25 protein-coding genes are annotated in these 26,197 nt (G+C 72.1%); 16 read left to right on the top strand and 9 right to left on the bottom strand.

The window, feature by feature from the left end:
* Positions 1-33: 33 nt before the first annotated feature.
* Positions 34-1,527, bottom strand: a complete 1,494-nt coding sequence (locus AC0B61_RS26015; RefSeq protein ID WP_471743167.1) for a recombinase family protein — start codon at positions 1,525-1,527, stop codon at positions 34-36.
* Positions 1,528-1,656: 129 nt separating this feature from the next.
* On the opposite strand from AC0B61_RS26015, the gene AC0B61_RS26010 reads away from it, so the two are divergent.
* Positions 1,657-1,833, top strand: coding sequence for a hypothetical protein (locus AC0B61_RS26010; RefSeq protein WP_471743178.1), 177 nt, complete (start codon positions 1,657-1,659; stop codon positions 1,831-1,833).
* 294 nt (positions 1,834-2,127) lie between these two features.
* Positions 2,128-2,307 carry a hypothetical protein gene (locus AC0B61_RS26005; RefSeq protein ID WP_471743166.1) on the top strand — a complete coding sequence of 60 codons (180 nt, stop codon included), beginning with the start codon at positions 2,128-2,130 and terminating at the stop codon, positions 2,305-2,307.
* Between the two features lie 6 nt (positions 2,308-2,313).
* Here AC0B61_RS26005 and AC0B61_RS26000 read toward each other — a convergent pair whose 3' ends face one another.
* From AC0B61_RS26000 to AC0B61_RS25975, 6 genes are all read right to left on the bottom strand, one after another.
* Complete coding sequence (locus tag AC0B61_RS26000; RefSeq protein ID WP_471743165.1) at positions 2,314-2,721, bottom strand: VOC family protein; 408 nt, start codon at positions 2,719-2,721, stop codon at positions 2,314-2,316.
* A 92-nt stretch (positions 2,722-2,813) separates the two neighbouring features.
* On the bottom strand, positions 2,814-3,368 hold the full coding sequence (locus tag AC0B61_RS25995) for a hypothetical protein (RefSeq protein WP_471743164.1): 555 nt from the start codon (positions 3,366-3,368) through the stop codon (positions 2,814-2,816).
* A 138-nt stretch (positions 3,369-3,506) separates the two neighbouring features.
* Positions 3,507-5,042 carry an alpha/beta hydrolase family protein gene (locus AC0B61_RS25990; RefSeq protein ID WP_471743163.1) on the bottom strand — a complete coding sequence of 512 codons (1,536 nt, stop codon included), beginning with the start codon at positions 5,040-5,042 and terminating at the stop codon, positions 3,507-3,509.
* A gap of 100 nt (positions 5,043-5,142) precedes the next feature.
* Positions 5,143-6,063 (bottom strand): hypothetical protein, encoded by a 921-nt coding sequence (locus AC0B61_RS25985; RefSeq protein ID WP_471743162.1) that lies wholly within the window; start codon positions 6,061-6,063, stop codon positions 5,143-5,145.
* 227 nt (positions 6,064-6,290) lie between these two features.
* Positions 6,291-7,676: a metallophosphoesterase gene (locus tag AC0B61_RS25980; RefSeq protein WP_471743161.1), complete on the bottom strand. Its 1,386-nt coding sequence runs from the start codon at positions 7,674-7,676 to the stop codon at positions 6,291-6,293.
* A 275-nt stretch (positions 7,677-7,951) separates the two neighbouring features.
* Positions 7,952-9,109 carry a LacI family DNA-binding transcriptional regulator gene (locus AC0B61_RS25975; protein WP_471743160.1) on the bottom strand — a complete coding sequence of 386 codons (1,158 nt, stop codon included), beginning with the start codon at positions 9,107-9,109 and terminating at the stop codon, positions 7,952-7,954.
* A 346-nt stretch (positions 9,110-9,455) separates the two neighbouring features.
* Here AC0B61_RS25975 and hisC point away from each other — a divergent pair, with 346 nt between their 5' ends.
* From hisC to AC0B61_RS25950, 5 genes are all read left to right on the top strand, one after another.
* A complete protein-coding gene (gene hisC / locus AC0B61_RS25970) occupies positions 9,456-10,535 on the top strand; it encodes a histidinol-phosphate transaminase (protein WP_471743159.1) in 1,080 nt (359 codons plus the stop codon).
* 282 nt (positions 10,536-10,817) lie between these two features.
* Positions 10,818-12,215, top strand: a complete 1,398-nt coding sequence (locus tag AC0B61_RS25965) for an efflux RND transporter periplasmic adaptor subunit (protein ID WP_471743158.1) — start codon at positions 10,818-10,820, stop codon at positions 12,213-12,215.
* A gap of 2 nt (positions 12,216-12,217) precedes the next feature.
* On the top strand, positions 12,218-13,021 hold the full coding sequence (locus tag AC0B61_RS25960) for an ABC transporter ATP-binding protein (protein ID WP_471743157.1): 804 nt from the start codon (positions 12,218-12,220) through the stop codon (positions 13,019-13,021).
* The gene (locus AC0B61_RS25955) at positions 13,018-14,229 is read left to right on the top strand and encodes an ABC transporter permease (RefSeq protein ID WP_471743156.1); all 1,212 of its coding nucleotides are present in this window, start codon (positions 13,018-13,020) and stop codon (positions 14,227-14,229) included. Before AC0B61_RS25960 ends, AC0B61_RS25955 begins: the two co-directional genes overlap by 4 nt.
* 14 nt (positions 14,230-14,243) lie before the next feature.
* Entirely contained in the window at positions 14,244-14,903 is a 660-nt protein-coding gene (locus AC0B61_RS25950) for a hypothetical protein (RefSeq protein WP_471743155.1), read from the top strand.
* A gap of 91 nt (positions 14,904-14,994) precedes the next feature.
* Here AC0B61_RS25950 and AC0B61_RS25945 read toward each other — a convergent pair whose 3' ends face one another.
* Entirely contained in the window at positions 14,995-15,561 is a 567-nt protein-coding gene (locus AC0B61_RS25945) for a DUF6529 family protein (protein ID WP_471743154.1), read from the bottom strand.
* A 4-nt stretch (positions 15,562-15,565) separates the two neighbouring features.
* The gene (locus AC0B61_RS25940) at positions 15,566-16,171 is read right to left on the bottom strand and encodes a COG4315 family predicted lipoprotein (protein WP_471743153.1); all 606 of its coding nucleotides are present in this window, start codon (positions 16,169-16,171) and stop codon (positions 15,566-15,568) included.
* Positions 16,172-16,428: 257 nt separating this feature from the next.
* Here AC0B61_RS25940 and AC0B61_RS25935 point away from each other — a divergent pair, with 257 nt between their 5' ends.
* The 9 genes from AC0B61_RS25935 to cydB all read left to right on the top strand — a co-directional run bounded on the left by AC0B61_RS25935 (position 16,429) and on the right by cydB (position 26,193).
* On the top strand, positions 16,429-16,812 hold the full coding sequence (locus AC0B61_RS25935) for a hypothetical protein (protein ID WP_471743152.1): 384 nt from the start codon (positions 16,429-16,431) through the stop codon (positions 16,810-16,812).
* Between the two features lie 121 nt (positions 16,813-16,933).
* Positions 16,934-17,497, top strand: coding sequence for a GNAT family N-acetyltransferase (locus tag AC0B61_RS25930; protein ID WP_471743151.1), 564 nt, complete (start codon positions 16,934-16,936; stop codon positions 17,495-17,497).
* Between the two features lie 299 nt (positions 17,498-17,796).
* Positions 17,797-18,624: a response regulator transcription factor gene (locus AC0B61_RS25925; protein ID WP_471743150.1), complete on the top strand. Its 828-nt coding sequence runs from the start codon at positions 17,797-17,799 to the stop codon at positions 18,622-18,624.
* A gap of 12 nt (positions 18,625-18,636) precedes the next feature.
* Entirely contained in the window at positions 18,637-20,148 is a 1,512-nt protein-coding gene (locus AC0B61_RS25920; RefSeq protein ID WP_471743149.1) for a sensor histidine kinase, read from the top strand.
* 266 nt (positions 20,149-20,414) lie between these two features.
* The gene (locus tag AC0B61_RS25915; protein ID WP_471743148.1) at positions 20,415-21,260 is read left to right on the top strand and encodes an LAETG motif-containing sortase-dependent surface protein; all 846 of its coding nucleotides are present in this window, start codon (positions 20,415-20,417) and stop codon (positions 21,258-21,260) included.
* A 238-nt stretch (positions 21,261-21,498) separates the two neighbouring features.
* Positions 21,499-21,759, top strand: coding sequence for a hypothetical protein (locus tag AC0B61_RS25910; RefSeq protein WP_471743147.1), 261 nt, complete (start codon positions 21,499-21,501; stop codon positions 21,757-21,759).
* A 7-nt stretch (positions 21,760-21,766) separates the two neighbouring features.
* A complete protein-coding gene (locus tag AC0B61_RS25905; protein ID WP_471743146.1) occupies positions 21,767-23,113 on the top strand; it encodes an oxygenase MpaB family protein in 1,347 nt (448 codons plus the stop codon).
* A gap of 434 nt (positions 23,114-23,547) precedes the next feature.
* Entirely contained in the window at positions 23,548-25,110 is a 1,563-nt protein-coding gene (locus AC0B61_RS25900; protein WP_471743145.1) for a cytochrome ubiquinol oxidase subunit I, read from the top strand.
* 30 nt (positions 25,111-25,140) lie between these two features.
* Positions 25,141-26,193, top strand: coding sequence for a cytochrome d ubiquinol oxidase subunit II (cydB, locus tag AC0B61_RS25895; RefSeq protein ID WP_471743144.1), 1,053 nt, complete (start codon positions 25,141-25,143; stop codon positions 26,191-26,193).
* Positions 26,194-26,197: the final 4 nt, after the last annotated feature.

Below are 26,197 nucleotides of genomic sequence, written 5' to 3'. Positions count from 1 at the left end.
GCTTCTCGAACGACCAGCTTCAGGAGATGGGCATCATCCTGGGAGTGCAGCTGACTCGGCGGACTTCCACACCGGGATGAGCTGTTCCACATCGAAGGGCTTGTTGCCCATACCGCCAGGCAACGCGATGACCGCGTGCAGAGCCTTCTTGATCAGCTCCCGCTTTTGCCTGATGGTCTTCGACTTCCATTCCTTTTCGACGTCGGCCGTCGCCTCCTCGGCGGCGGCCTTCGCCGCGATGTTCTTCGTCTGATCGGCCCGCAACTCCTTGATGGACTTGTCCACCGCCGGGAGGTTTCGGAAGAACTGCTCGTCATCGATCTCGCCAGCGTTCCAACGCTGTTCGAGGGCGGCGCGTCGACCTAGCGCGGCCTCCAACTCGTTCTCACGGCCCCAGTCCGGTACGTCCTTGACCGCCGCTGCAGCATCGGCCTTCAACTTCGCCAGGACGAGCTTGGCGATGTGCTTGTCGGTCTCGTCCCCGCGCTTGTACGTGCCGTTGCAGCCGCCGTCCACGGTCTTCTTGCAGAAGTACCCGTGCTCGTAGGTGACCCACTCGTTGGCCTTCTGGCCCTTCATCGGGTGGTTGCACTTCGTGCCGTCCTCCAGCGTATTGCCGCAGCGGAGGATGTTGGTCAGCAGGTACTTGTGGACGAGCTTCCCACCGGGCTGACCGCCGGTCCCACGAGACCGGATGGCCGCGACCACGGCGAACCACTCCTTCGGTGTGATGATCGCCGCCCACTCGCCGACCACTGGTTGATCGTCACCGTCACGGACCAACTCGTCCTTGATCTCCCGGTATCCGCAGAGCCGGGCGTTCAGCAGCACCTGCTTGACGCTCTGGTACTGGAAGAGGTTGCCCCGGGCGGTAAGGTGTCCCGCGTCCTTCCACTGCCGGGTGATCTCGGAGATGGACGCGCCAGCGATCACGTCCTTCACGGCCTTCCGGATGGCAGCCGCTTCCACCTCCCGCAGCGTGATCTTGTCGTCGTCCCAACCGAACGGGCGCCATGCCGAGACGGACTGGCCACGTACGGCCCGGTTGCGGTGGCTGTTGCGTGAACGCCGCTGCTTCTTCCGTGTCTCCGCGAGCGACATCGCGACGCCGACGAGTCCCTTGATCTCGAAACCCTCGGCGTAGAGGTCCTGCACGCCGTTGGAATCCCAGTACACCCGGCCTTCGTGGGCGGTGAACGCCCGGAGGTACCGCTCCCAGTCGCCGGGACGCCGGTACAGCCGGTCGTCGTTGTCCGCCATGACGCCGTGGATGGGGTAGCCCTCGGGCGTCTGCCCGGCAGCGAGGTCCGCAACCAGCTGCTCGAAGTCGTCGCGGACGACGTTCTCCTTGCTGGCGCTCTTGTCGTTGTCCGTGTAGCGGTAGACCACCAGCCACCCGAACGAGTGGGCCTTCTCGCCGAGGTTCCGGTGCTGGTCTTCGACACCGTGGGCGTCCTTCACCCGACCGTCGAACGAGATGCGCGCATAGCAGACCACGCACTTCAAGGTGGGGTTGGCTTCCAGCATCGCCCGGACCTCGGCGACCGACGGGAGATCCGCCGGCGTCCCCCTGAGCTTGCCGATCAGCTCGTCACGCGTTCCCATGGTCGGACCCCCTCCTTGGTGCAAGAACTTCAGGCAGTAGATCAGCCCATCATGCCTTTGTTCAAGTTCTGCTCGATGAAGATCTCGCAGAAGATCCGCGAGGAGCACGGCGACGGCTCGACGGCCGTTGACACCGAGTTCGACGCCGAGGCGGTGGCCGGCATGGCCGAGAAGTCGGCCGAGTTCGCGGCCCAGGGCAACCGGGTCTACCTTCCGCTCGCCGACTGACGCTCCTGTGCCACGGGCGAGCCCTCTCCGGATGCCGGGGAGGGCTCGCTGCTTGAACAGCGCCGCCGCATCCTCGTCCTCACGGCCCACAGCTCCGACGGAGAGCACGTCCGGAGCCGTGTGGCCGAGGCGGGGGACGTCTAGGCTCTCGACCCTCCTGGACTACGAGATCCAGTCGGCCCTCCTCGGCATGCAACGTGGCGGCAAGCTGACCGAGAAGGAAGCGGAGAAGGCGGTCGACGCATACCGATGCTTCCCGTCATCAAACGGGAGACGCTGCCGTTCTGGGACAGAGTGAAGAGACTGCACGCCAACCTCAGCGCCCACGACGCCCAGTACGTCACCCCGGCGGAAGCCCTCGGCGCACCGCTGGTCACCAGTGATGCGAGGATCAAGCGCAGCGGCGCGGCGAAGTGCGAGATCGAGGTCTTCGCGGCCCAGGGCAACCGGGTCCACCTCCCGCTGGCGGACTGACCCGAGTCACACGACTGAGGTGCTGTGATCTCCGGTGGCGTCCTCGGGGTACCACCGGAGTTCGACGGTGTTGCCGTCCGGGTCGCTGACGTAGACGGACGTCGCGGTGCCGCGGGCGCCGTAGCGGGGGCCAGGGCCTTCGAGGACGGTGAAGGTGCCCGCGTCGATGACCTCCTGCCAGTCGAGGGGTTCCACGGTGAGGCAGATGTGGTCGACGTTGGACTCGTGCCGGGGGCGGCTGACCAGGTCGATGATGGTCTCGGCGGTGATGCGGACGGACGGGAACGGCGCCTGGCCGGCGCGCCACTCGTCGACGCGGACCGGCTCCAGGCCGAGGAGGCCGGCGTAGAAGGCCAGGGAACGTTCGATGTCCGCGACGTTGAGGACCAGGTGGTCGAGGGCTACTACGCGCATGGGGATCGGCTCCGCTCCGGTGTGACCGCTGGTGACGGGTCCACCCTCCTCTCTGCGGCGCCGGTCATCAACGGAGGACCCCCGGATGCGGTTCAAGCGGCGCGGCGCCGGCGGTAGTAGTGCACGGTGAGCGCGGCGAGGAGCGGGCCCCAGGCGGCCAGCGGGAGGTAGCTGATCCAGAACACCAGGGTCTGCCAGCCGTGGGTGATGACGCCGCCCCGGTCGCCCCGGATGGTCAGGCCGAAGGAGAACATCACCATCGCGTAGGGGAAGACCATCAGGACCGCCGAGCCCAGCCCGGCCGGGACGACGGCGGCGAGCACCGGGACCGGGCGGCCGCCGAGGACGGGGATCCGGCGCGGCCACACCTCGCCCCAGCGGGCGACCAGGCCGAAGCAGAGGAAGGCCAGGGCCTCGCTGACCACGCTGAGGGCGAGGATGTAGGCCCAGCCGCCGTCGAAGGAGCTCGGGGCCGGGGGTGTGGGGCTGTGGTCGAGCAGCGGCAGGCCGACGATGAAGCCGCCGATCCGCCAGAGGCAGGAGGGCAGGACGACCAGGGTGATCGCGTACGCGGTCCGGACGGCCCAGCGCGGTACGCCCGGAGCGGGTGTGCCGTGCAGTCGTTCCGCCATCGTCCGTGCGCCCATGGGGGTGCCTCTCGGCCTGGGCGGACGCCGTCCGTCCGCCGTTGCTTCGACGGTCCCGGAACGCCGGGCCGGGGGCGTCCTCACCCGGGGCGAACCGGCTCCCCCGGGCGGGGGAGCCGGGCGTCCTCCGATCCGTCATCAGGGCAGCAGGAGCCCCCAGGACAGCGCCCAGGGCACGAACACCGCACCGGCCAGCAGCAGTGCGCCCAGTCGGGCCCGGTCGGTGCGGGAGGCGGCGGCGAGGGCGGTCCGGTTGCGCAGCGCGGTGCCGGCGGCGACGGCGGCCGACCCGGCGGTGACCACGGCGAGAAGTTGCACGGTCAGCCAGACCACCGGGCGGCCGAACAGCACGGGGCCGGGGAACATGGCGGCGGTGGCGGCCAGGTAGAGGAGGTAGCCGAGGCCGCCGAGGACGGCGGCGGTGCCGGTCGCGGACGCCCAACCGGCGGCTCGGGGCAGGCCGGTGGGGCGGGGGCGGCGGCGGATCCGGCGGACGGCGCCGGTCAGCGCGTAGCCGGCGAAGCCGACCAGGAAGAGGGCGAGGGCGTGGGCCTGGAGCGGGCTGGACTCGTACCAGGGGAGCGCGGCGAGCGGGCGGCTCGCGCCGTCCTGGTGCGGCGCCGGGTCGACGGACACCGGCGGCAGGGCGGTGGCGAGCCGCTGGATCCAGGCGGCCTCGTACTCGGCGTAGTCGCTGGGCAGTTGGTCGAGCCGGTCGTACCCGTCGTCGTGGGTCAGGTGCAGGTTGTGCCGGATGCCGGGGATGGTCCGGACCGTGTAGTGGGTGTTGCCGGCTCGGTCGAGCGCCTGGCGGATGATCGGCGCGCTCTCCTCGGGGGCCGCCTCGCGGTCGAGCGTGCCCCACTCGGCCAGGACGGGCTGGTGGACGCGTTCCCACACCGGCACCGGGTCGTAGTCGGCTTCGGCGAACAGTCCGGCGGCGGCGAGTTGGCGGACCGAGGTGTCCTGGAGGGCGGTGAGCAGCGAGCCGGAGACGCCGGCGTGGCGCAGGTAGCCGCCGTACGCCCAGGCCTGCTGGCGGGACGGGGTGAGCCCGGCCGCGCCGGCGGTGACCAGGTACGCCACGTCGGTGGAGCGGGTGGCGGCGAGCGAGACCACCCAGGCGCCTTCGGAGAGGCCCCACAGGCCGACCCGGTCCGGTGCGACGTCCGGCCGCGCGCGGAGCAGGCGGACGGCGGCCAGGGCGTCGTCGGCGAGCTGCCCGTAGTCGCGCCGGGTCTGCGAGTAGCCGTCGGTGCGCTTGTCGTAGATCAGCGTGGTGATGCCGTGCCGCGCGTACGCCTCGGCCGCGGCCCGGAGGCCGCTCATCGGGCCGGGACCGGCTCCGGCGACCATGACCAGCCCGGGGCCGCGACCGCCGGGTGCTGCCGTTGCCGCTGCGGCGGGCGGCGCCAGCACCTGGCCGTGGAGGACCGTGCCGCCGGCGCCCGTGAACGCGACCTCGGTGCCGACCGGGTCGGCCGCACTGGTCGCACCGGGCGCACCGGGCGCACCGACCGCGCCAGCCGCACCGACAGCACCGGGCGCGGCGCTCGCGGGCCCCGCGCCGGGGAGCAGGCCGAGCAGGGCGGCCAGGAGGGCGGTGACCAGGAGGGCCACCGGTCCGCTGCGGGTCGTTGCGGAGTGCGGTGGTCGGGTCCGTCCGGTGCTCATTGGTGGCTCCCCCAGGGTGGTGTCCTCTTGTGCGTCCAGCCTGGCGGGGCGGCGGATCCGGTCTGGGCCGGCGGCCGGGGGGAGTTCGGCGGCGGCCGGCTCAGCCGACGTCGTCCGGGCCGGTGAAGGCGGGCGGGGTGTAGCCCGGGCCGGTGAAGTCGGGGCCGGTGAAGGCGGCGGGGCGGGAGGCGCGGCCTTCGGTGTCGGTCAGGCCGTCCGGACCGGGGCTGGTGAAGGCGGGGGAGGTGTAGCCGGGACTGCTGAAGTCGGGGCCTCGACCGGCATCGGGGCCCTCGCCGGGATCGGGGGCCTCGGAGGAGTCCGGGTCGCCGCCGGTGCGGCCTCCCGAGCCGCCCCCGGTGTCGCTCCCCGAGCCGCCCACGGGCGGGAGCGCGGCGTGCAGGTAGGGGAGGAGGCCGCGTTCGCGGAGGGCGGTGCGCCATGCGGCGCGGGCGGCGGCGAGTTCGGCGGCGAGTTCCGGGTCGGTGCCGGCCGGGGCGGCGGCGGTGCCGTCGCGGAGGGCGGTGAGGAGGAGTCCGACGATGCCGATGGCCATGGCGACGACGCCGGCGGCGAGTGCCACCCAGCCGGCGGTGACGAGGGAGCGGGCGAGGGCGAGGTCCGGGGCGGTGGCGCGCAGCAGGTAGCCGACGAGGAGCAGGAACAGGGCGGCGGCCCAGGCCAGGATGGGGGTGAGGACGGTGAGGACGGGGAGGAGTCCGGCGCCGCCGTTCGCGGAGCGCAGCTGGGTGAGCAGGCCGGGTGCGGTGGGTTCGGCGCCGGGCGGTGGCGGGGGAGTGGTGCGCAGGCCCTCGCGGAGCCGGGTGTAGTGCGCGTACTCGGCGGCGGCCGGGGCGTTGACGCCGTCGGCGTCGCGCAGGGCGCGGATGCGGAGTTGGTCGGTGGTGAGCGCGCCGCGGGCGCGCAGGGCGGTGAGGACGGTGCGGTCGCGCAGGGCTTCGGCGAGGAGGCGCTCGTACTCCGGGCGGTCCTCGGCGAGCAGTGGCGGGGGGTTGGTCATGGGGACCCCGTTCGTGCGGACCCCGGTTCGCTCCGCCCCGGGGGCGCGGGGCCCTCAGGACGCCGAAACGGGCGCGGAGGCGGGCCGCCGGACGGGCGGCCGGGTGTGGTGTGCCTCATGGTAGGGGCGGGTGTGCCCGGGCTGACAGTCGGTTTCCGGAATTTCGCGCCCCGGGCCGCGCGCGTGCGGCGGCCCGGGCGCCGGGAACAACTGTTCGGTAGCGGCCGTCAGTTGATGGGCAGCCGGGCGACCAGCAGCCGGCCTTCCATGGTCACGCCGCCGTCCATCGCCACCGCGAGGTCGTCCGCGTACACGTACGGTCCGGGGATGTGCGGGGGCTGGCCGTCGTCCGCGTGGACCGCGCCGGTGAGGTACGGGATGGGGCTGTGCCCGTGCACGATCCGGCGGCCGCCGTAGGTGTCCAGCAGCTCGTGGACGGCCGTCGGCCCGGCGTCGCCGCGGAAGGCGAAGCGCTTGGTGAAGCGGCGGAAGCAGTCCCACCACTCGTCCACGCTGCCGTCGGCCAGCAGGCTGTGCACGGCGTCGTTGACGTCGGGGATGGATTCGCCGTACTCCAGGTACGCGGTGGTGTCGGAGTGCAGCAGCAGGTGGTCGTCCTCCAGCGCGACGGCGGGGAGCCGGGAGAGCCAGCTGATGTGGTGCGCCTCCAGGCGGTCCAGGTCGTTCTGCTGGCCGCCGTTGAGCCGCCAGGCGGCCAGGAAGGAGGCGGTGCCGGCGGTGGACTGGACCGGCTCGTCGCCGTACCTGGCGGCGCCGAGGAAGAGCAGTTCGTGATTGCCCATCAGGGCGCGGCAGTAGCCGCCGGCCGCGGCGGCCTCGGCGGCGAGCTGCATGACGAGGTCGATGACGCCGATGCCGTCGGGGCCGCGGTCGGTGAAGTCGCCGAGGAACCAGATCCGGGCGCGGCCGGCCGACCAGTGGCCGTCGGCGTCGATCAGGCCCTGGTGGTGCAGGGCGGCGCGCAGTTCTTCCAGGTAGCCGTGCACGTCGCCGACGACGTACACCGGGCCGGGCGGCTCGCCGGGGCCGGGGGCCGGGTACGGGTAGGTCGGGGCGGCGGGGTCGGGCAGCGGCGGGCCGAGTTCGATGGTCGGCGGGTCGTCGCGGCCGGTGAGTCGGAGGGCCGGGGAGGGCTGGTCGGGGAGGGTCGGCTCGTAGCCGGCGCGGTCGTCGTAGCCGCTGTCGTCGTAGCTGCCGTCGTCGTAGGGCGGCTGGTCCTGGCCTTCGTACGCGCCGTCCTGGCCTTCGTACGCGCCGTCGTACGGGCCGTTCTGGCCTTCGTGGGCGCCGTGACCCTGCGCGTCATACGTGCCGTGGTCCTGCCCGTCGTAGCCGGGGTGGTCCTGGGGGTGGCCTCCGGTGTGGCCCTGGGCGTGCACGGTGTGGCCCCGGCCGTCGGTGGTCCAGTGCTGTTCGAGGTAGCGGGCGCCGCCGTAGCCGCTGTACGTCTCGGCGTCGTACGAGGCGGCGGGGTAGCCGGTGGCGGGTTCGGGTTCGTAATAGGTGCCGTACGGCAGCACGTCGAGGGCCGGCTGGTGGCGGGGGCCCGAGTGGGGGTGCTCGGGCCCGGGGAAGCGGTCCTCGGGTGTCATTCGCCCATCATAGGAAGACCACTCTCCCGCCGTCGTCACCTGGTGGGCATCCAATCCTCCGGAGCGTCAGCCGGGCGGTCCCTCAAGGTCCGTTTTGTCCTGGCTGGGTATGGTCTCGTCAGCTCTGGCTGGGCTTCCTTCGTGGTCGCCCGGCCGTGGTCGGCGCCCTCGTCCGCGCCCTCGTCCGCGCCCTGTCGGTGCCCCTCCGGCGCCTCCCCGGGGCCCCTTCCGCGCCCCGCCGGCCTCGGCCCGGCGCCGACGGGACATCCGCCGGTCTAGACCTCTCCCGGGAGGCGGGGAGGGCTGACGGTGGTGCGCGGGTTCCGGCGTTGGGAGGACGCGCGGACGATCAGTTCGGTGGGCATCAGGGTGCCCGGCGGCGGGCCGTTGCCGGCGGTGCGGAACCGGGGCGGGAAGAGCCGTGCGATGTCGACGCCGGTGCCGGAGTCCACGCCCTCGATGGCGTCGATGAGCAGGTTGACGACGGTGGTGCCGATCTTGCGCGGTTTGAGGGAGAGCGTGGTGATCGGCGGTTCGGTGGTGGCGTAGACGTCGCTCTCGCTGCAGCAGACCAGCAGCAGGTCGTCCGGTACCCGCATGCCGTAGCGGCGGGCGGCGGCGAGCAGGTCGGTGCCGTTGGGGTCGAACAGTCCGTAGACGGCGTCCGGCCGGTCCGGGCGGGCGAGCAGCCGGTCGGCGGCGACGGCGCCGGCGGCCGGGTCGTGCGCCGGGTAGGCCTCGTACACCGGTTCCTGGCCGACCTTGGCGCACCAGCCGAGGTAGGCCTCGGTGGAGAGCCGGGTGTAGGTGTCGGTGCTGGTGCCGGTGAGCAGGCCGATCCGGCGGGCGCCGGCTTCGGAGAGGTGGTCGAGGATGCCGAGGACGGCGGCCTCGTGGTCGTTGTCGACCCAGGCGGTGACCGGGCAGTTGCCGGGCTTACCGTCGCTGACGACCGGGACGCCGGACCGGTACAGCTCGCTGACCAGCGGGTCCTGGTCGGGCGGGTCGATCACCACGGTGCCGTCCAGGGCGATGTTGCCCCAGACGTCGTGGCGTGACGAGGCGGGCAGCACCACCAGCGCGTAGCCGCGGCCGAGGGCGGCGCTGGTGGCGGCCCGGGCCATTTCGGCGAAGTAGGCGAACTCGGTGAAGGTGAACGGCTCTTCGCCGTAGGTCGTGACGGTCAGCCCGATCAGGCCGGACCGTCCGGTGCGCAGGGTGCGGGCTGCCGCGGAGGGGCGGTAGCCGAGGCGCTCGGCGACTTCGCGCACCCGGCTTCGGGTCTCGTCGGGCAGGCGGCCCTTCCCGTTCAGCGCGTCGGAGACGGTGGTGATCGACACTCCGGCGGCTGCCGCCACGTCCCGGATGCCGGCCCGCTCCAGACGCCGTGAGGCGGTGGGTCGCCGACCGCTCTGGTTGGCTGCTGCTGTCATGGCGGACCGATCGTATGGCTCCTGACAAGGGTCTGTGACCGGCGCATCGGAAGCCTCCGGAGATACGTTTCTCCATGAGTGAGCCGGGGTGCGCCCCTTCGATACCCGCCCGAAACCTGGCTTCTTACCTCTGACATGTGCCAAAGGAACCGGGCAGAATGGCTGATCTGTGCCTCCGATCCGACCGGGCATCTCACTCCTACGAGTGAGGGCCGGTCGGTATCGTGCAAGGCACCCGACCGGGGTGGTCCGGGCGCGTCGGGAGATCCCGGGCACGGGGGCGGACCCGTCCGTGGCGGGCCGGCGCACCGGACCGTAGTGCAACTTCTGGAAACGGAGTACGACCGTGAGCAGTGGTACGTCAGCGCAGGGCCCGCGCCTGCGGCCGACCCTGGACGGCATCCCCACCTACAAGCCCGGCAAGCCGGCCGGCGCCGACGCCTACAAGCTGTCCTCGAACGAGAACCCGTACGCCCCGCTGCCCGGCGTCCTGGAGGCGGCGGTCGAGGCCGCCGGCTCGTTCAACCGCTACCCCGACATGGGGGTCACCGAGCTGACCGCGGTGCTGGCCGAGCGCTTCGGCGTGCCCGCCGAGCACATCGCCACCGGCACCGGCTCGGTCGGTATCGCCCAGTCGCTGATCCTCGCCACGGCCGGCCCGGGCGACGAGGTGATCTTCGCCTGGCGCTCCTTCGAGGCGTACCCGATCATCACCCGGATCGCCGGCGCGACGCCCGTCCCGGTTCCGCTCACCGCGACCGGCGACCACGACCTGGACGCGATGCTCGCCGCGATCACCCCGAACACCCGGCTGATCTTCGTCTGCAACCCCAACAACCCCACCGGCAACGTGATCCACCGCGCCGAGCTGGAGCGCTTCCTGGACGACGTCCCCGGCGACGTCCTGGTGGTCGTGGACGAGGCCTACATCGAGTTCATCCGCGACCCCGAGGTGCCCAACGGCATCGACCTCTACCGCGACCGCCCGAACGTCTGCGTGCTGCGCACCTTCTCCAAGGCGTACGGCCTGGCGGGCCTGCGGGTCGGCTTCGCGATCGCGCACGAGCCGGTCGCGGCCGCGCTGCGCAAGACCTCCGTCCCGTTCGGCGTGAGCCAGCTCGCCCAGGACGCGGCCGTCGCCTCGCTGCGCGCGGAGGAGGCGCTGCTGGTGCGGGTGGACGCGCTGGTCGAGGAGCGGGCCCGGGTGGTGGCCGGGCTGCGCGCCCAGGGCTGGGAGATCCCGGACTCGCAGGCCAACTTCGTCTGGCTGGGGCTCGGCGAGCGCTCGGCGGAGTTCGCGGCGGCCTGCGCCGAGGCCGGGGTGATCGTGCGGCCGTTCCCGGAGGGCGTGCGGGTGTCGATCGGGGAGGCCGAGGGCAACTCGATCTTCCTGGCGGTGGCGGAGGCCTTCCGCAAGTCGCTCTGATCCTCCCGGGCTGCTCGTGGCCGCAGGGGCGTGCCGGTCGTCGGCACGCCCCTGCGGTGTTCCCGGGACACCTCACCCGAGTGCCGCCCGAGTTCTCGGTTCGCTCCCGGATGGCTGTGGATCGCTGGGAGTGTGCTGGGAGTTCGGCCAACACCCGGCCACGGAGCGGCCAAGCGGGCCGCGCAAGGCGGTCGTTCTGCCCGTGATGCCCGGATCCGGCCGTCCAGTCTTCTCCCAGCCCGCGCCCAGGGCCCCGCAAGAGCGCCCCGCGAAGCTGTCCGCATGAAGGTGCTCCCACGGCGGCGCGGTGCCGTCCTCGTCAACTCCGCGCTCGGTGTGGCCCTGCTGGGCGGCACGGCCCTGGTGTACGCCACGGTCAGCGGCAGTTCCGGCCCGGCCTCGGCCAAGCCCACGGCGCGGACCGCGGCGGTCGCCAAGGGGACCGTCCTGGCCACCGTGTCCGGAACCGGCACCCTGGTGTCTCCCACCGACGCGGCCCAGGACTTCACCACCGGCGGCAGGCTCACCGCGGTCAAGGTCGCGGTCGGGGACGCCGTGAAGAAGGGCCAGGTGCTCGCCACCGTGGACACCACGGCGGCCCAACAGCAGGTGGACGCGGCCCGGGTGGCCCTCACCACGGCCAACGCCAACCTCACCAAGGCGCAGGCCGGGGTCACCACCACGACCACCGCGCCGCTGCCGGCCCCGGCCTCCGGGGGGTCCGGTGGCGAGGCCGGCAGCGGCGGCTCCGGCGGTGCCGGACGCGGGGCGGGCGGGAGCAGTACGCCCGCCCCGCAGACCACCACCATCACCACCACCAAGGTCGACGACGCGGCCGTGGCCCAGGCCCAGCAGCAGGTCGCCACCGCGCAGACCAACCTGTCCAACGCCCAGGCGGCGCTGGCCGGGACCACCCTGACCGCCTCGGTGGACGGGACGGTCGCCTCGGTCTCCGCCAAGGTCGGCGACACCGTCGGGGCGGGCGCCTCGGGCTCCTCGGCCGCCGGCACGTCCGCCGCCGGCAAGTCGTCCGGGGCGAGCAGCGGTTCGGCCGCGCCGAGCGGCTTCATCGTGCTCACCAACCCGACCGGGATGCAGGTCACCGCGAACTTCTCCGAGCTGGACTCGCTCAAGCTGAAGAAGGGCGAGGCGGCCACCGTCACCCTGAACGCGCAGTCCGACACCAAGCTCAACGCGACCGTCCTGTCGGTCAGTTCGCTGCCCAGCAGCGGCGGCTCGGGCGGTGCGGCCGGCTCCTCCGCGGTCCAGTACGCGGCCACGCTGCAGCTGACCGGCGACACCAGCACGCTGCGCACCGGCCTCAGCGCCACCGTCCAGGTGATCACCGGCGAGGCCGACAACGCGCTCTCGCTGCCGACCTCCGCCCTGTCGGGCACCGGCACCTCCCGCACCGCGACCGTCCTGCACGAGGACGGCAGCTCCGAGCGGGTCACCGTCGGCGTCGGCGTCGAGGGCGACAGCACGGTGCAGGTGGTCTCCGGGCTGAAGGAGGGCGACAAGGTCGAACTCCCCACGACCAGCGGTACCAACGGCTTCCCGAACGGCTCCTTCCCCGGTGCCGGGGCCGGCCGGGGCGGCAGCGGCGGCGGGGCCGGGGTCTTCCCGGGCGGTGGCACCGGCAGCGGCGGCGCCGGTGGCGGCCGGGGCGGTCGGGGCTGAGCATGCGTCACGTCATCGACAAGCGCGTCCCCGCGACGCCCGTGCCGGTGATCCGGATCCGCCGGCTCACCAAGTCGTACGGGCACGGCGACGCCACCGTGCACGCGCTGCGCGGCCCGGACGACCCGGAGACCGGCGAACCGCAGGGCGTCAGCCTGGACATCGAGCAGGGCGACTTCGTCGCCGTGATGGGCAGTTCGGGCTCCGGCAAGTCCACCCTGATGAACATCCTCGGCTGCCTCGACGTCCCGACCTCCGGCCGCTACCTGCTGGACGGCGTCGACGTCGGCCACCTGGACGAGCAGCAGCTCTCGCTGGTGCGCAACCGCAAGATCGGCTTCGTCTTCCAGTCCTTCAACCTGATCCCGCGCACCACCGCCCTCGCTCAGGTCGAGCTGCCGCTCGCCTACGCGGGCGTCCGGGCCGCCGAGCGGCGCCGCCGGGCGCTGGCCGCGCTCTCCCTGGTCGGGCTCGGCGAGCGGTCCGGGCACAAGCCCAACGAGCTCTCCGGCGGCCAGCAGCAGCGCGTCGCGGTGGCGCGGGCGCTGGTCACCGCCCCCGCGATGCTGCTCGCCGACGAGCCGACCGGCAACCTCGACAGCCGCTCCACGGCGGAGGTGCTGGCCCTGATCGACGGGCTCAACACCACCGGCCGCACGGTCGTGCTGATCACCCACGAGGACGAGGTCGCCCGGCACGCCAAGCGGGTGCTGCGCCTCGTCGACGGGCAGATCGTCAGCGACATCCGGCAGGCCCCGGTCGAGGGGCCGCCCCCCGCCCTTCGTGACCTGGGAGTGCCCGCGTGATCCTCTGGCAGACACTCCGCTTCGCGGTCGGCGGCCTGGCCGCCAACAAGGTGCGCTCGGCGCTCACCATGCTCGGCGTGCTGATCGGCGTCGCCTCGGTGATCCTGCTGCTGGCCGTCGGCAACGGCTCGTCGGTCGCGGTCAAGGACTCGATCACCTCGCTCGGCACCAACTCGCTCACCGTCAGCGCCGGTTCGGCGGCCGGCGGCTCCCGCGCGGCCTCCTCGGTGAAGAAGCTGACGGTGGCCGACGCCAAGGCGCTGGCGGGCGACGCCGACGCCGCCGCGATCAAGTCGGTGGCCCCGGTCGTCACGACCAGCGGGACGGCGCTGTACGGGAACGTCTCGTACAGCCCGGGCTCCATCGTCGGCACCTACCCGGCGTACTTCGAGACCTCCAACCAGAAGGTCGCGCACGGCGAGTACTTCACCAACGACGACGTGCTCGGCTCGCGCAAGGTCGCGGTGCTCGGCGCCACCACGGCGAAGCAGCTGTTCGACACCGTCGACCCGGTCGGCAGGCAGATCGCCCTCGGCGGCACGCCGTTCACGGTGGTCGGCGTCCTCCAGGCCAAGGGCGGCACGGGCTTCACCGACCCGGACGACGTCGTGATCGCGCCGCTGCCGACGGTGCAGAACGCCTTCACCGGCTTCGGCACCGTCAACCAGATCCTGGTGCAGGCCGCCTCGGCGGACACCACCACGGCGGCCCAGGCCGAGATCACCCGGGTGCTGCTCGGCACCCACGCGATCGCCGACCCGGCCAAGGCCGACTTCCGGATCACCAACCAGGCCTCCCTGCTCACGGCGAGGGAGAGCACGACGAAGACCTTCACGGTGCTGCTCGGCGCGGTGGCCGCGATCTCGCTGCTCGTCGGCGGGATCGGCATCACCAACATCATGCTGGTGACGGTCACCGAGCGGACCCGGGAGATCGGCATCCGCAAGGCGCTCGGTGCGCCGCGCGCGGTCATCCTCGGGCAGTTCCTGACCGAGTCGACCCTGCTGTCGGTGATCGGCGCGGGGCTGGGGGTGGCGGCCGGGATGGTCGGCTCGCACTTCAGCGTCGTCGGCATCAAGCCGGTGGTGATCCCCGAATCGGTGCTCGGCGCGTTCGGCATCGCCGTCGCCATCGGGCTCTTCTTCGGCAGCTACCCCGCCAACCGGGCCGCCTCGCTGCGGCCGATCGACGCCCTCCGGCACGAGTAGGGACACACCACTCCATGAGCAACGAGATCGCCACGGTCAGCGGCACCCAGGCCGAGCAGGTCGCCCTGCTCTCCACCCCGCCGGACGCCCGTGACGTGTCGGCCGAACTGGCCGCCCCGCCGAGGCGGAAGCTGCCCTGGATCAGCCTGGTGCTGGCCGGCGGCGTGATCGCGACGGGCGCGTTCGCGGGCGGCGTCTGGTACCAGCAGAACAACGGCACCTCCGGCGGGAAGTCGTCGCGGCCGGCTGCTGCGGCTGCCCCCGCCGGGCAGCAGCGCGCGGCGGGCGGCTACGGACAGGGCGGGAGCGGGCAGGGCGGCTCCCGCCGTGGGGGCCAGGGCACGGGGCAGGGTGCCGGCCAGGGCGCGGGCCAAGGCGCAGGGCAGGGTCAGGGTGGACAGCCCGGCTTCGCCCGGGGCACGGTAAAGGCGGTGGACGGCAACGTCGTGTACCTGACAGACTCAAACGGCAACACGGTCAAGGTCACCACCGGCGACGCGACGAAGGTCCAGCTCAACAAGGAGGGCAAGGTCACCGACCTGCAGCCCGGCCAGAGCGTGACCGTCGTCGGCACCCCCGACGCCAACGGTGGCTACACCGCCAACCAGCTCGTCGAAGGCAACGCTGCCGGAGGCTTCGGCGCAGGTGGCGGCAACCGGAACTCCGGCGGCTGACCCGGAGCCGCCCGGACGACCGCGAGGCCCTCGCCCCGACCGGGGCGAGGGCCTTCGCGTGTGCTCGGCGCGGTACGAGGCCGGAAACGGCTCACAGACCGGGCACGTGATAGTCGTTCAGGCGCCAGAGCGCGGCGCTGTACCAGAGCAGCGCGATCAGCACGACCAGGGCGCCGCCCGCCGTGGGCAGGGCCCAGCCGGGCAGCCGGCGGTGGCGGACCACGATGACCTTGGCGACGAACGCGCCGTAGAGGAAGCACCCGGCGAACGCGTGCAGGGCGATCCTGCCGTCGGTCAGCTGTACGCCGTACGCGGTGAGGCAGTGGTAGGCGATCGGGAGCGAGAGCAGGAACGCGCCCAGGCCGACCAGCCGGTGTCCGGTCCGGACGGACCGGGGTGCGGCGGGCAGACCGGGCAGCCGGCCGTACATCCAGAGCGCCAGCAGGAGTTGGACCAGTGCGAGGCCCAGCAGGGCGGTGCCGAGCTGGGCCTTGAGCTGGTTGGCGTCGTCGAAGCGGCGGCCGAAGAGGCTGCTCGCGTAGTCGGGGGTGTGTGCCCGGCCGTACCAGAAGAGGCCGGCCGTCACCGCCACCGGCAGGAGGGCCCACCGGAGACCGGAGGCCCGGCGGGGGCGGGACGGCCGTTCGACGCCGTGCATCCGCTCAGCTGCCCTCGACCTTGTCCCCCGCGACGTTGACCACGTACCACTTGGCACCGAAGGCGCTGGACTCCTCGCCGTTGGTGTCGCCCTTCGCCGTGTCGCCGTCGAAGCGGTAGAGCGGGTGGCCGTTGTAGACGAGCTGGGTCTTGCCGTCCTTGCGGGTGGTGGTGGAGAGCTTGGCCTTGTCGGTGCCGTTCGTGGCGGTGGGGGCGCCGGTGGTCAGGACGGGCGGCCAGGCGGTGGCGCAGGCGTCGTAGCAGGTCGAGGTGGGCGAGGTGTCCGCCTCGAACAGGTACAGCGTCCTGCCCTGGGAGTCGACCAGGATGTTCTGGTACTTGCCGACGGTGGCGGCCGCGACCACGCCGTCCGCGGCGCCTGCGCCGGTGGATCCGGCGGAGGGGCTCGGACTCGTGCTCGCGCTCGGGCTCGCGCTCTCCGTCGAGGTCGGTTCGGTGGTCGGGCTGCCGGCGGAGGTCGCCGGGGCGGTCACCGCGGGCGGGGTGCTGGCGGGAGCCGTCGTCTTCTTGCTGCTGGAGCAGCCGCCGCAGACCACGGTGATCAGGGCGACGACGGTGGCCGTGGTGGTCACCGAGCGGGAAATTCTCATGGGCTTCTCTCCGGCGGGGTGGGAACTGGTGCCGCCACTTCAGCCTGAACGGGCCGGGCCGCCTCGTTCGGCACGCCAGTGGGCGCGCAACGCGGGGCCGCCGTTAACCCTGATGGCCGACGGCAACACGCCGTCCGGGAGGTGTCGCCCCGGGCCGGGGGTGGTTCAGCCCCACCCACCGGTACGGCTGAACCGGTACCCGGTCGGCTCGGCGTTCCGTAGCGTCGTTCCCACCACGACACGGAGGAGAAAGACCCATGACAACCGATCAGGACGGCTTCACCACGGTGAGGAAGTGCATCATGCTCTTCGGCGCCGTCAGCACGGTCGTCCTCGGGACGGTCGCCGTGGTGGCGGCCACCGGGCACGAGGCGACGTCGTTCATGTGGTTCCGCGGGGCGGTCCTGCTGGCGGTCACCCCCCTGCTCCACCGGCTGGCCACCCGTGCCGCCGAGGGTTCCTACCGGGACTTCGACCGCCTGCGCACCGGCTCCACGATCATGCCCGTCGCCCTCATCGGCGTCGACCTCGTCCCCAGCCTCTGCCCGCCCTGGTACGCCGTCCTCCAGGGCCTCTCCGCCCTGGCCCTCGTCGCCGTCGCCGTCCTCACCCGCACCACGGCCTTCCCCCGGCAGACCTGACGGCGGCAACCCCGGACGGGCGTCGGTCCGCCATGGCCTGACCCGCCATCGGTCGCCGGTATCGGTCGCCGGTCCCGGAAATTCGATGGCGGGACCGGCGGCGCACGGTGAGGATCCCCGCATGGACCCCTTCCTGCAGACCGAACGGCTCGTCCTCCGCCCGTTCACCGAGGCCGACGCCGAGCACCTGTTCGCGCTGGACGACGACCCGGAGGTCATGCGCTACATCAACGGCGGCAAGCCGGCGGACCGGGACGCGATCCGGACCCGGACCCTGCCCCGCCTCCTCCACGACCACCCGTGCTCGGGCACCCGGGGCTTCTGGGCCGCCGAGGAGAAGGCCACCGGGACCTTTCTGGGCTGGTTCGAACTCCGCCCCCTCGACGACCACGACCCCGCCGTCGTCGAACTCGGCTACCGGCTGAACCGGGCCGCCTGGGGCCAGGGGTACGCCACCGAGGGCTCGCGTGCCCTGATCGACAAGGGGTTCAGCGACCTGGCGGTGGAGCGCGTCACGTCGAACACCATGGCGGTGAACACCCGCTCCCGGCGCGTGATGGAGAAGTCCGGCCTGTCCTTCCTCCGGAGCTTCCACGGCGACTGGCCGGAGTCGATCCCGGGATCCGAGCACGGCGAGGTCGAGTACGAACTCCGCAAGCCGGCCTGGGAACAGCAGCCCCGGTAACTGCGCGCCCCTCGCGCCCCCTGTGCCCCTTGTGCTCCCTCGTGCCCCTCGGGTGAGGGGTGCGATGGGTCGCACCGGGCTTCCGTTCCGAATCCGGTCGCACTTCGCCCCCGGTGGAGTGGCGCAGGTCATATCCGCGCACGCCGGGAGCGGGCAGTCTTTCCGGGGGCGCATTGGGCGTGTTCACGCCCGTGCGCACACCACCGAGCGCCCTCCTGTGGGCTTGTCGTCGTAAAACCGACCGATAAGGTGTTAATCCAACATTCATCCATGCCGCGTAGCCTCCGGGGGCTAGCCTCATGCTGAACGTCATCGTCCGACCGGGAGGCCAAACCCCCGTGCAAGGCACTGTCACCACACCAGGCGGGTCCGCAGTGGCCGGGGGCCAGGGCGAGGCGTTCCTGCTCGTCGTGGACGACGAGCCCAACATCCGCGAGCTGCTCGCCGCCTCCCTGCGCTTCTCCGGCTTCCGGGTCGCCTCCGCCGCCAGCGGCACCGAGGCCCTCGACCTGATCGCCGCCGAACGCCCGGACCTCGTCGTGCTGGACGTGATGCTCCCCGACCTCGACGGCTTCACCGTCGTCGAGAAACTGCGCGAACGCACCAACCGCGGCCAGATAGCCGGGCCGGCCCACGGGCACCCCGGCGACCACCTGCCCGTGCTCTTCCTCACCGCCAAGGACGGCGTCGGCGACAAGGTGCAGGGCCTCGCCGCGGGCGCCGACGACTACGTCACCAAGCCGTTCAGCCTGGAAGAACTGATCGCCCGGATCCGCGCCATCCTGCGCCGGGCCGGCGGCCCCGCCGAGGACGGCCGGCTGGTCGTCGCCGACCTCAGCCTCGACCCGGTCGCCCACGAGGTCACCCGCGGCGGCACCCCGGTCTCGCTCTCCCCGACCGAGTTCAAGCTGCTGCACTACCTGATGGCCAACGTCGGCCGGGTGGTCTCCAAGTCGCAGATCCTCGACCACGTCTGGGCCTACGACTTCGGCGGCGACCTCTCCATCGTCGAGTCGTACATCTCCTACCTGCGCCGCAAGCTCGACTCCGGCCCGGCGCACGGCCCCAAGCTGATCCACACCGTGCGCGGCATCGGCTACGCGCTGCGCCGCCCCCCGCAGGGCTGACCGGGCCCGCACGTGTTCGCCCGCTTCTCCTCACGGCTGTCACTGCGCGTCCGGCTGCTGGTGCTCGCGCTCGCCCTGGTCACCACCGGGCTCGCGGTCAGCGACACCTTCGTGCTCGGCACCGTCCGGAGCCAGCTGGTGGAGCAACTGGACGAACAGCTCCAGCGGTACGGGCTGCCGCTGTCCCGCAAGCCCCTGGCCCAGGTGAGCACGCCGACCGTCGGCCGGCCCGCCATCGCCGGCCGGCGGGTCAGCCTGCCCAGCCAGTACCTGGTGCAGTACCTGTCCGCGGACGGCAAGGTCCAGGCGCTGATGCGCCAACCCGTCTCCGACAGCGACCCGGCGCCGCAACTGGCCGGCCTGGACCCGACCCGCACCGCCCCCGACGTGCCCTTCGACCTGCCCGACCAGCGCGGCAACCACAGCTGGCGGGTCCTGGTGCTGCCGCTCCAACCGCCCCGCGGTCAGGCCGCCAACCCCAGCGCGTACGCCTCGCCGACGGTCACCCCGGCCTACGTCATGGTGGCCGTCTCCCGCGAGGACATCGACGCCACCGTCGGCAGACTGAGCACCTCCTTCCTCGCCATCGGCGGCGCCGTCCTGGTGCTGATCGCCGCACTCGGCTTCTTCGCCGTCCGGGCCGGACTGCGGCCGCTGCGGCGGATCGAGGCGGGCGCCGCCCGGATCGCGGCCGGCGAACTGTCGCACCGGATGCCGGAACTGGCCCCGCGCACCGAGGTCGGACGGCTGTCCATCGCGCTCAACGGGATGCTCACCCAGATCGAGGCGGCCTTCGCGGTCCGCGCCGAATCCGAGGCCCGGATGCGCCGCTTCGTCGCGGACGCCTCCCACGAGCTGCGCACCCCGCTGGCCGGCATCCGCGGCTTCGCCGAGCTGTACCGGATGGGCGCGCTGCCCACCGAGGCGGACGTCAAGCGGACCATGACCCGGATCGAGAGCGAGGCCGACCGGATGGGCGCCCTGGTCGAGGACCTGCTGGTGCTCGCCCGGCTCGACGAGGAACGCCCCCTCGACCTCGCTCCCATGGACCTGCGCACCCTCGCCGCCGACGCGCTGCACGACCTCACCGCGCTGGACCCCAGCCGCCCGGTCGCCCTCACCGGCCCCGGCGGGACGGGCGCGCCCGGGCCCGCACCCGTCCTCGGCGACGAGGCCCGGCTCCGGCAGGTGGTGACCAACCTGGTCGGCAACGCCGTCAAACACACGCCGTCCGGCACTCCCGTACGGATCGGCGTGGGCGCCAGGGCCGACGGTGTCTGCCTCCTGGAGGTCGCCGACTCGGGCCCCGGCCTCACCGAGGAGCAGGCCCAGCAGGTCTTCGACCGGTTCTACCGGGTCGACGCCTCCCGCAGCCGCGACAAGGGCGGCGGCGCCGGACTCGGCCTCGCCATCGCCACCGCCCTCACCCGCGCCCACGGCGGGACGCTCAGCCTGCACACCGCGCCGGGCGCAGGCGCGACGTTCCGGGTCGAACTCCCCGACCACGGCGACCGGCCGTCCTGAGGCTCGGCCTCACGGGGAATTGTCGACTCGTCAATTCCTTGATTCTCTCGAAAACAGGAATGGAAGGCAAAGGATCCGTGTGCCTATGATCGACCGTCGCCGGATGGTCAAGAGGGGCCCGGGAAAACGGACTTCGCGTTCCATCCCTCCTGAAAGAGGATAGTTTGAACATTCGTCGTAGGCTGGTTCCCGCCGCCCTTGTCGCCGCCCTGATATCGCCCGTAGTCGCGTTCTCCGCAACACCCGCCTTCGCGGAGTCGGCTCCGGTGACATCGGCCCAGAGCGACAGCGACTCGCTCGACGCGTTGGAGAAGGCCCAGAACGACGCGTTCGACGCCGTTCAAGCGGCCCATGGCGCGGTGGCCGCCGCGAAGGCCAACTTCGAGACTTTCAAGGCCGACCCGCAGCCCTACCTCATGAGGGTGCAGCGGGCGAAACAAGCGGCCGAGAAGGCCGCCACGTCGGCCGTCGCCGCCGACAAGACGGCCGAGGAGGCCGCGCTGGCCTATGGATCCGCCAAGCCGGAGGAACTGGACAAGGCCCGGGAGCGGATGCAGGCGGCGTTCAAGGCCGCCAACGAGGCGCACGATGCCGAAGCCAAGGCCAAGGCCGCTGTGACCGCTGCCGAAAAGGCGCTCGCGGATGCCCTGGATGTCGAAAGCGCCAAGATCGTCAAGCTGGAGGAGGCCCTGAAGGCGGCGGAGAAGGCCTACGAGATCGCCAACAAGGCGTACGCCGACGCAAGGGCGGCTGACTACGCCAGGCGAGAGGCCGAGAGCCAGACGGGCAAGCCCGTCGAGCAGCCGGTCGAGCAGCCCGTGGAGAAGCCGGTCGAGAAGCCGGCGGAGAAGCCGACCACCGTCACCCCGGCCTCGGACACCACCAAGGCCACGACCGCAACGAACACGTCGACCACCACGTCGAATTCGGCCACCTCGACCACCTCGGCCACCACGCAGGCGGCCACCACCGGCTCGGCCACCGAGCTGGCCGAGACCGGCTCCAACCCGGCCACTCCGTACCTCGCGCTGGGCTCCGGCCTCGCCCTCAGCCTCGGCGCCGCCGCCCTCTACGCCTCCCGCCGCAAGCCGGCCGGCCGCGCCACCCGCTGATCCACCCGGGTTCGCGCCCACTCGGGATGAGGCCGCGAACCCACCGCACGTCATCCGGAACCGCAGGACAGGCCCCGGCCCGTCCTGCGGTTCCGGCGTTTCCGGGCTCGAAACGCCTCGATCGGGTGAACCCGCGGCCGATCGCCCGGCCGGCCCCCCGGTCGTGTGCGATCGTGCAGCCGTTGCTCGTGCGGATTCGTGCGAGTCGATCACACCGGACGGGAACTGGGGTGTCCCCATGAGCGCGCTCGTTGCTGAGGTGGCCGTCGTGAACCTGGACCAGGTGCTGTGGCAGGCGTGGAAGGGCATCCCGGTGTACGTGATCATCGACGACTACGACGACGGCGGGGCCGTCACGGTCCTCACCCGCCCGGATTCCGACCGTCGTGACTACGCATCCTCGACCCGCACCCCCTACGGCAGGGAGGCCGTGATCCCCGACGGCCCCGCCAAGGGCTTCGCGATCGGCCCCGAGATCACCGGCGAGCGCCGTGGCTGACCGGGCCGTGTCGTTCAGGCGGGACCTGTCCGAGTGGCGGGTCGCCCTGGTCGCGTGGCGGCTGCTGGTGCTGCAGGCGGCGGATCCGGTGGTGGGGGCCGGGATGGCGGAGCACTCCACCTACCGGGCGCATCCGTGGCGGCGGGTGGAGCACACGCTGGGGAGCGGGCGGCGGCTGTTCTACCAGGACGCGGAGACGCTGCGGCGGGAGATCGCGCGGCTGGAGCGGGCGCACAAGCGGATCCGGGGCACCGCGCCGGACGGCCGGCCGTACGACGCCCGGGACGCCGCGACCAGGGCGTGGGTGCTGCTGACGCTCTTCGAGTGCGTGGTCGCCATGCGCCGGCTGGGCGGGGACGGCTACGACGCGGCTCAACTGGAGGAGGCGTACGGCGAGTTCAAGGCGGCCGTCGCGGCCTTCGACCTGCCGGAGGGCGAACTGCCCGCCTCGGCACAGGAGTTGCCCGCGTACTTCGCCCGGTACGCCCGGGAGCGGCTGGAGTTCACGGAGGCGGCGCGGTACCTGCTGGGCGACTTGCTGCGCGAGGCCCCCCGGCCCCGGCGGCTGTGGTTCCTCGGCGACGCCGGCTGGCGGGTGGTGCGGCTGCTCGTGGCCCGGCTGATCACCGAGCTGACGGTGGCGGACCTGCCTCCTGCCGTGCGCGAGCGGTTCGGGCTGGTCCGGTCCCGCCGCGCCGCGCTGCTGTCCGTCGTGCTGCACCGCGGCGCCGGCGCGCTCGTCCGGCTGGTGCCGGACCGGCTGCGCTACCGCTCCGCGCAGGAGCAGCGCCCGCCCCGCCGCTACCGCCCGCACCGCGACGCCCGCGGGCCCCGGCTGGACCGGTTCTTCCGCGAGGTGCTGGACCAGACCGGCGACGGCTTCGTCACCGTGCACGACCTGCGGGCCATGGCGCACAACGTGTGCTGGCAGCTGGAGCTGGACGAGGCCGCCGAGGCCCGGGTGTACGGCGCTTTCGACGGCTGGTGGGAGCAGTTGCGGGAGGCGATGGACGCCGACGGGGACGGGAGGGTCAGCCGGGAGGAGTTCGTGGCGGCCACCGTGGCCGGCTGCGACCGGGACGGTTCCTACCTGGAGCAGGGGCTGCTGCCCGCGCTGCGGGCGGTGTTCACCGCCGCGGACACCGACGGCAGCGGGTTCCTGGAGTTCGACGAGTACCGCGCGGTGTTCGGCGGCCCGCGGGTGCATCCGGTGGAGCTCTCGCACGGGTTCCGGCAGTTGGACACGGACGGGGACGGTCGGATCACCCGGGAGGAGTTCCTGCGCGGTTTCACGGAGTTCTTCACCGCCCGCGCCGACTCGACCTCGGGCACCCAGCTCCTCGGCCGCGCCTGACCGGCGCTGCTGGCCGACCGGAGCAGCCGGCCGACCGGCGCCGCGGGCCGACCGGCGTCGCCGGCCGTGGCACGCCCCGCCCGCCGACGCGAGCGGGGCGTCGGCCTGTCAAGCGCCGCTTCGGCCAAGAACCGCGCGCCATCCGCCCGGTCGTTCGTTGCTCCGGCCCCGGCGGGTCCGCAGACTGTGCGCACCGCACCGCACCGCACACAGCCTGTTCGGGCCGCGCCGCAAACCGTGACGCATCGCACAGGTCTGTCAACCCCACCCCACCTGCAGTTCCCTCGTAAGGATGGTGGATACTGATGCTTGTGAACGTGTTCACGTTCACAAGCAGGCAAGCTCGCGCGGCTTGGCGGCGGTCTGCGGCTAGAGAAGAACTTTGTCCGGAATGTGCCCGTCCTCGCACGGGCCCGGTTGGGAGAGAGGGCGACGTGGAACTGGCAATCGCTCACGAGACCATCGCGCGATGGCAATTCGGCATCACCACCGTCTACCACTTCCTCTTCGTTCCGCTCACGATCAGCCTGGCCGCGGTCGTGGCCGGCCTGGAGACCGCCTGGGTGCGGACGAACAAGGAGAAGTACTTCCACGCGACCAAGTTCTGGGGAAAGCTCTTCCTCATCAACATCGCGATGGGCGTGGTCACCGGAATCGTCCAGGAATTCCAGTTCGGCATGAACTGGTCCGACTACTCGCGCTTCGTCGGTGACGTCTTCGGGGCCCCGCTCGCGATGGAGGCGCTGATCGCCTTCTTCTTCGAGTCCACCTTCATCGGCCTGTGGATCTTCGGCTGGGACAAGCTGCCGAGGAAGATCCACTGCGCCTGCATCTGGATGGTCGCACTGGGCACCGTGCTCTCCTCCTACTTCATCCTGGCGGCCAACTCCTGGATGCAGCACCCGGTCGGCTACGCGATCGACCCGGTCACCGGCAAGGCCCAGCTGACCGACATCACCAAGGTGCTGTTCCAGAACACCACCCTGACCGTCGTCGCCCACACCCTGACCGCCGCCTTCCTCACCGGCGCCGCCTTCATGGTCGGCATCTCCTCCTTCCATCTCTGGAAGGCCAAGCGGCTGCTGGAGAAGAGCGGAGGGGCGGAGACCGCCGACCCCAGGAAGACCGCCTCGATGCGGACCTCGCTGCGGCTCGGCCTGGTGCTCGCCGTGGTCTTCGGCGCCGGCACCGCGCTCAGCGGCGACGAGCTCGGCAAGGTCATGTTCGAGCAGCAGCCGATGAAGATGGCCGCCGCCGAGGCGCTGTGGGACACCCAGGCGCCCGCGCCGTTCTCGATCTTCGCGGTCGGCGACGTCGGCAAGGGCCACAACTCGGTCGAGTTGGAAGTCCCCGGGGTGCTGTCCTTCCTCGCCCACAGCGACTTCAGCTCCTCCGTCCCCGGCATCAACGACACCGCGGCCGCCGAGGCCGCCCCGCACGGCGGCGACCCCAAGAGCTACATCCCGAGCATCTTCGTCACCTACTGGGGCTTCCGCCTCATGATCGGCTTCGGGATGACCTCCTTCGTGGCCGGTCTGATCGGCCTCTGGACCACCCGGCGGAAGCTCTTCCTGCGCCCCGAGTTCCGCACCGGCGACACCGAGGTGCCCAGACTGATGCTCACCCCCAAGCGCGAACTCGGGCCGCTGCTGACCACGTGGAGCTGGCGGATCGGCATCCTGACCATGGGCTTCCCGCTGATCGCCAACAGCTTCGGCTGGGTCTTCACCGAGATGGGCCGGCAGCCCTGGGCCGTCTTCGGCCTGATGACCACGGCCAGTGCGGTCTCCCCCAACGTCGGCGTCGGCACCCAGATCGGGGCGCTGGCCACCTTCACCACGCTGTACGCGATCCTCGCGGTCGTCGAGGTCCGCCTGCTGGTCAAGTACGCCAAGGCCGGCCCGGTGGTGACCGAGCAGCCGCCCACCGAGGTCCCGTCGCTGCGCGGCCCGTCCTCGGACGCGGACGCCGACAAGCCGCTCGCCTTCGCGTACTGACGCACTCCCCAGGGGAACCGAGGAACTGACATGCAACTCCACGACGTCTGGTTCGCGCTGATCGCGCTCCTGTGGATCGGCTACTTCTTCCTGGAGGGCTTCGACTTCGGGATCGGCATCCTGACCAAGCCGCTGGCCCGCGACACCGCCGAGCGGCGGGTGCTGATCAACACCATCGGCCCGGTCTGGGACGGCAACGAGGTCTGGCTGCTGACCGCCGGCGGCGCGACCTTCGCCGCGTTCCCGGACTGGTACGCGACGCTCTTCAGCGGCTTCTACGTCCCGCTGCTGGTGATCCTGGTCTGCCTGATCGTCCGCGGTGTGGCTTTCGAGTACCGGGCCAAGCGCGACGGCGCCCGCTGGCAGCGGAACTGGGAGGAGGCCATCTTCTGGACCTCGCTCCTCCCGGCCTTCCTCTGGGGCGTCGTCTTCGCCGACATCGTGCGCGGCGTGGACATCGACGCGCAGAAGAACTACGTCGGCGGCCTCGGGGACCTGCTGAACCCGTACGCGCTGCTCGGCGGCCTGGTGACGCTCGCGCTGTTCACCTTCCACGGCGCGGTGTTCGCCGCGCTCAAGACGGTCGGCGAGATCCGCGAGCGGGCCCGCAGAGCCGCCCTGCGGGCCGGACTGGCGACCGCCGTGCTGGCCCTCGTCTTCCTGGTCTGGACCCAGGCGGACAGCGGCAACGGCCGCAGCCTCGGTGCGCTGGTGATCGCCGTGGCGGCCCTGGTCGGCGCCCTGGTCGCCAACCAACTCGGCCGCGAGGGCTGGGCGTTCGTCCTCTCCGGGGCGACGATCGTGGCCGCCGTCGCGATGCTCTTCCTGGCGCTCTTCCCGAACGTCATGCCGTCCACCCTCGACGCCGGCTGGAGCCTCACCGTCAGCAACGCGGCCTCCTCGCCGTACACGCTGAAGCTGATGACCATCGTGGCGGCGGTGTTCACCCCGCTGGTCATGCTCTACCAGGGCTGGACGTACTGGGTGTTCCGCAAGCGGATCGGCGTCCAGCACATCCCCGGGCACGCCCCGGCCGCCCCCGCTGCCCCGGCCGCCCCCGCCGCCCCGCTCGACCGGGCCTGACGCC

It is taken from the genome of Kitasatospora sp. NPDC023385 (genome assembly GCF_055664045.1).
This window is presented reverse-complemented; position numbering and strand designations above follow the sequence as displayed.

What these genes read in the sequence shown, in the direction of transcription:
- AC0B61_RS26015 (WP_471743167.1), bottom strand. Translation starts at nt 1,527, where the DNA reads ATGCTGGAAGCCAACCCCACCTTGAAGTGCGTGGTCTGCTATGCGCGC.
- AC0B61_RS26010 (WP_471743178.1), top strand. Translation starts at nt 1,657, where the DNA reads ATGCCTTTGTTCAAGTTCTGCTCGATGAAGATCTCGCAGAAGATCCGC.
- AC0B61_RS26000 (WP_471743165.1), bottom strand. Translation starts at nt 2,721, where the DNA reads ATGCGCGTAGTAGCCCTCGACCACCTGGTCCTCAACGTCGCGGACATC.
- AC0B61_RS25995 (WP_471743164.1), bottom strand. Translation starts at nt 3,368, where the DNA reads ATGGGCGCACGGACGATGGCGGAACGACTGCACGGCACACCCGCTCCG.
- AC0B61_RS25990 (WP_471743163.1), bottom strand. Translation starts at nt 5,042, where the DNA reads ATGAGCACCGGACGGACCCGACCACCGCACTCCGCAACGACCCGCAGC.
- AC0B61_RS25985 (WP_471743162.1), bottom strand. Translation starts at nt 6,063, where the DNA reads ATGACCAACCCCCCGCCACTGCTCGCCGAGGACCGCCCGGAGTACGAG.
- AC0B61_RS25980 (WP_471743161.1), bottom strand. Translation starts at nt 7,676, where the DNA reads ATGACACCCGAGGACCGCTTCCCCGGGCCCGAGCACCCCCACTCGGGC.
- AC0B61_RS25975 (WP_471743160.1), bottom strand. Translation starts at nt 9,109, where the DNA reads ATGACAGCAGCAGCCAACCAGAGCGGTCGGCGACCCACCGCCTCACGG.
- AC0B61_RS25965 (WP_471743158.1), top strand. Translation starts at nt 10,818, where the DNA reads ATGAAGGTGCTCCCACGGCGGCGCGGTGCCGTCCTCGTCAACTCCGCG.
- AC0B61_RS25960 (WP_471743157.1), top strand. Translation starts at nt 12,218, where the DNA reads ATGCGTCACGTCATCGACAAGCGCGTCCCCGCGACGCCCGTGCCGGTG.
- AC0B61_RS25950 (WP_471743155.1), top strand. Translation starts at nt 14,244, where the DNA reads ATGAGCAACGAGATCGCCACGGTCAGCGGCACCCAGGCCGAGCAGGTC.
- AC0B61_RS25945 (WP_471743154.1), bottom strand. Translation starts at nt 15,561, where the DNA reads ATGCACGGCGTCGAACGGCCGTCCCGCCCCCGCCGGGCCTCCGGTCTC.
- AC0B61_RS25940 (WP_471743153.1), bottom strand. Translation starts at nt 16,171, where the DNA reads ATGAGAATTTCCCGCTCGGTGACCACCACGGCCACCGTCGTCGCCCTG.
- AC0B61_RS25935 (WP_471743152.1), top strand. Translation starts at nt 16,429, where the DNA reads ATGACAACCGATCAGGACGGCTTCACCACGGTGAGGAAGTGCATCATG.
- AC0B61_RS25930 (WP_471743151.1), top strand. Translation starts at nt 16,934, where the DNA reads ATGGACCCCTTCCTGCAGACCGAACGGCTCGTCCTCCGCCCGTTCACC.
- AC0B61_RS25925 (WP_471743150.1), top strand. Translation starts at nt 17,797, where the DNA reads ATGCTGAACGTCATCGTCCGACCGGGAGGCCAAACCCCCGTGCAAGGC.
- AC0B61_RS25910 (WP_471743147.1), top strand. Translation starts at nt 21,499, where the DNA reads ATGAGCGCGCTCGTTGCTGAGGTGGCCGTCGTGAACCTGGACCAGGTG.
- cydB (WP_471743144.1), top strand. Translation starts at nt 25,141, where the DNA reads ATGCAACTCCACGACGTCTGGTTCGCGCTGATCGCGCTCCTGTGGATC.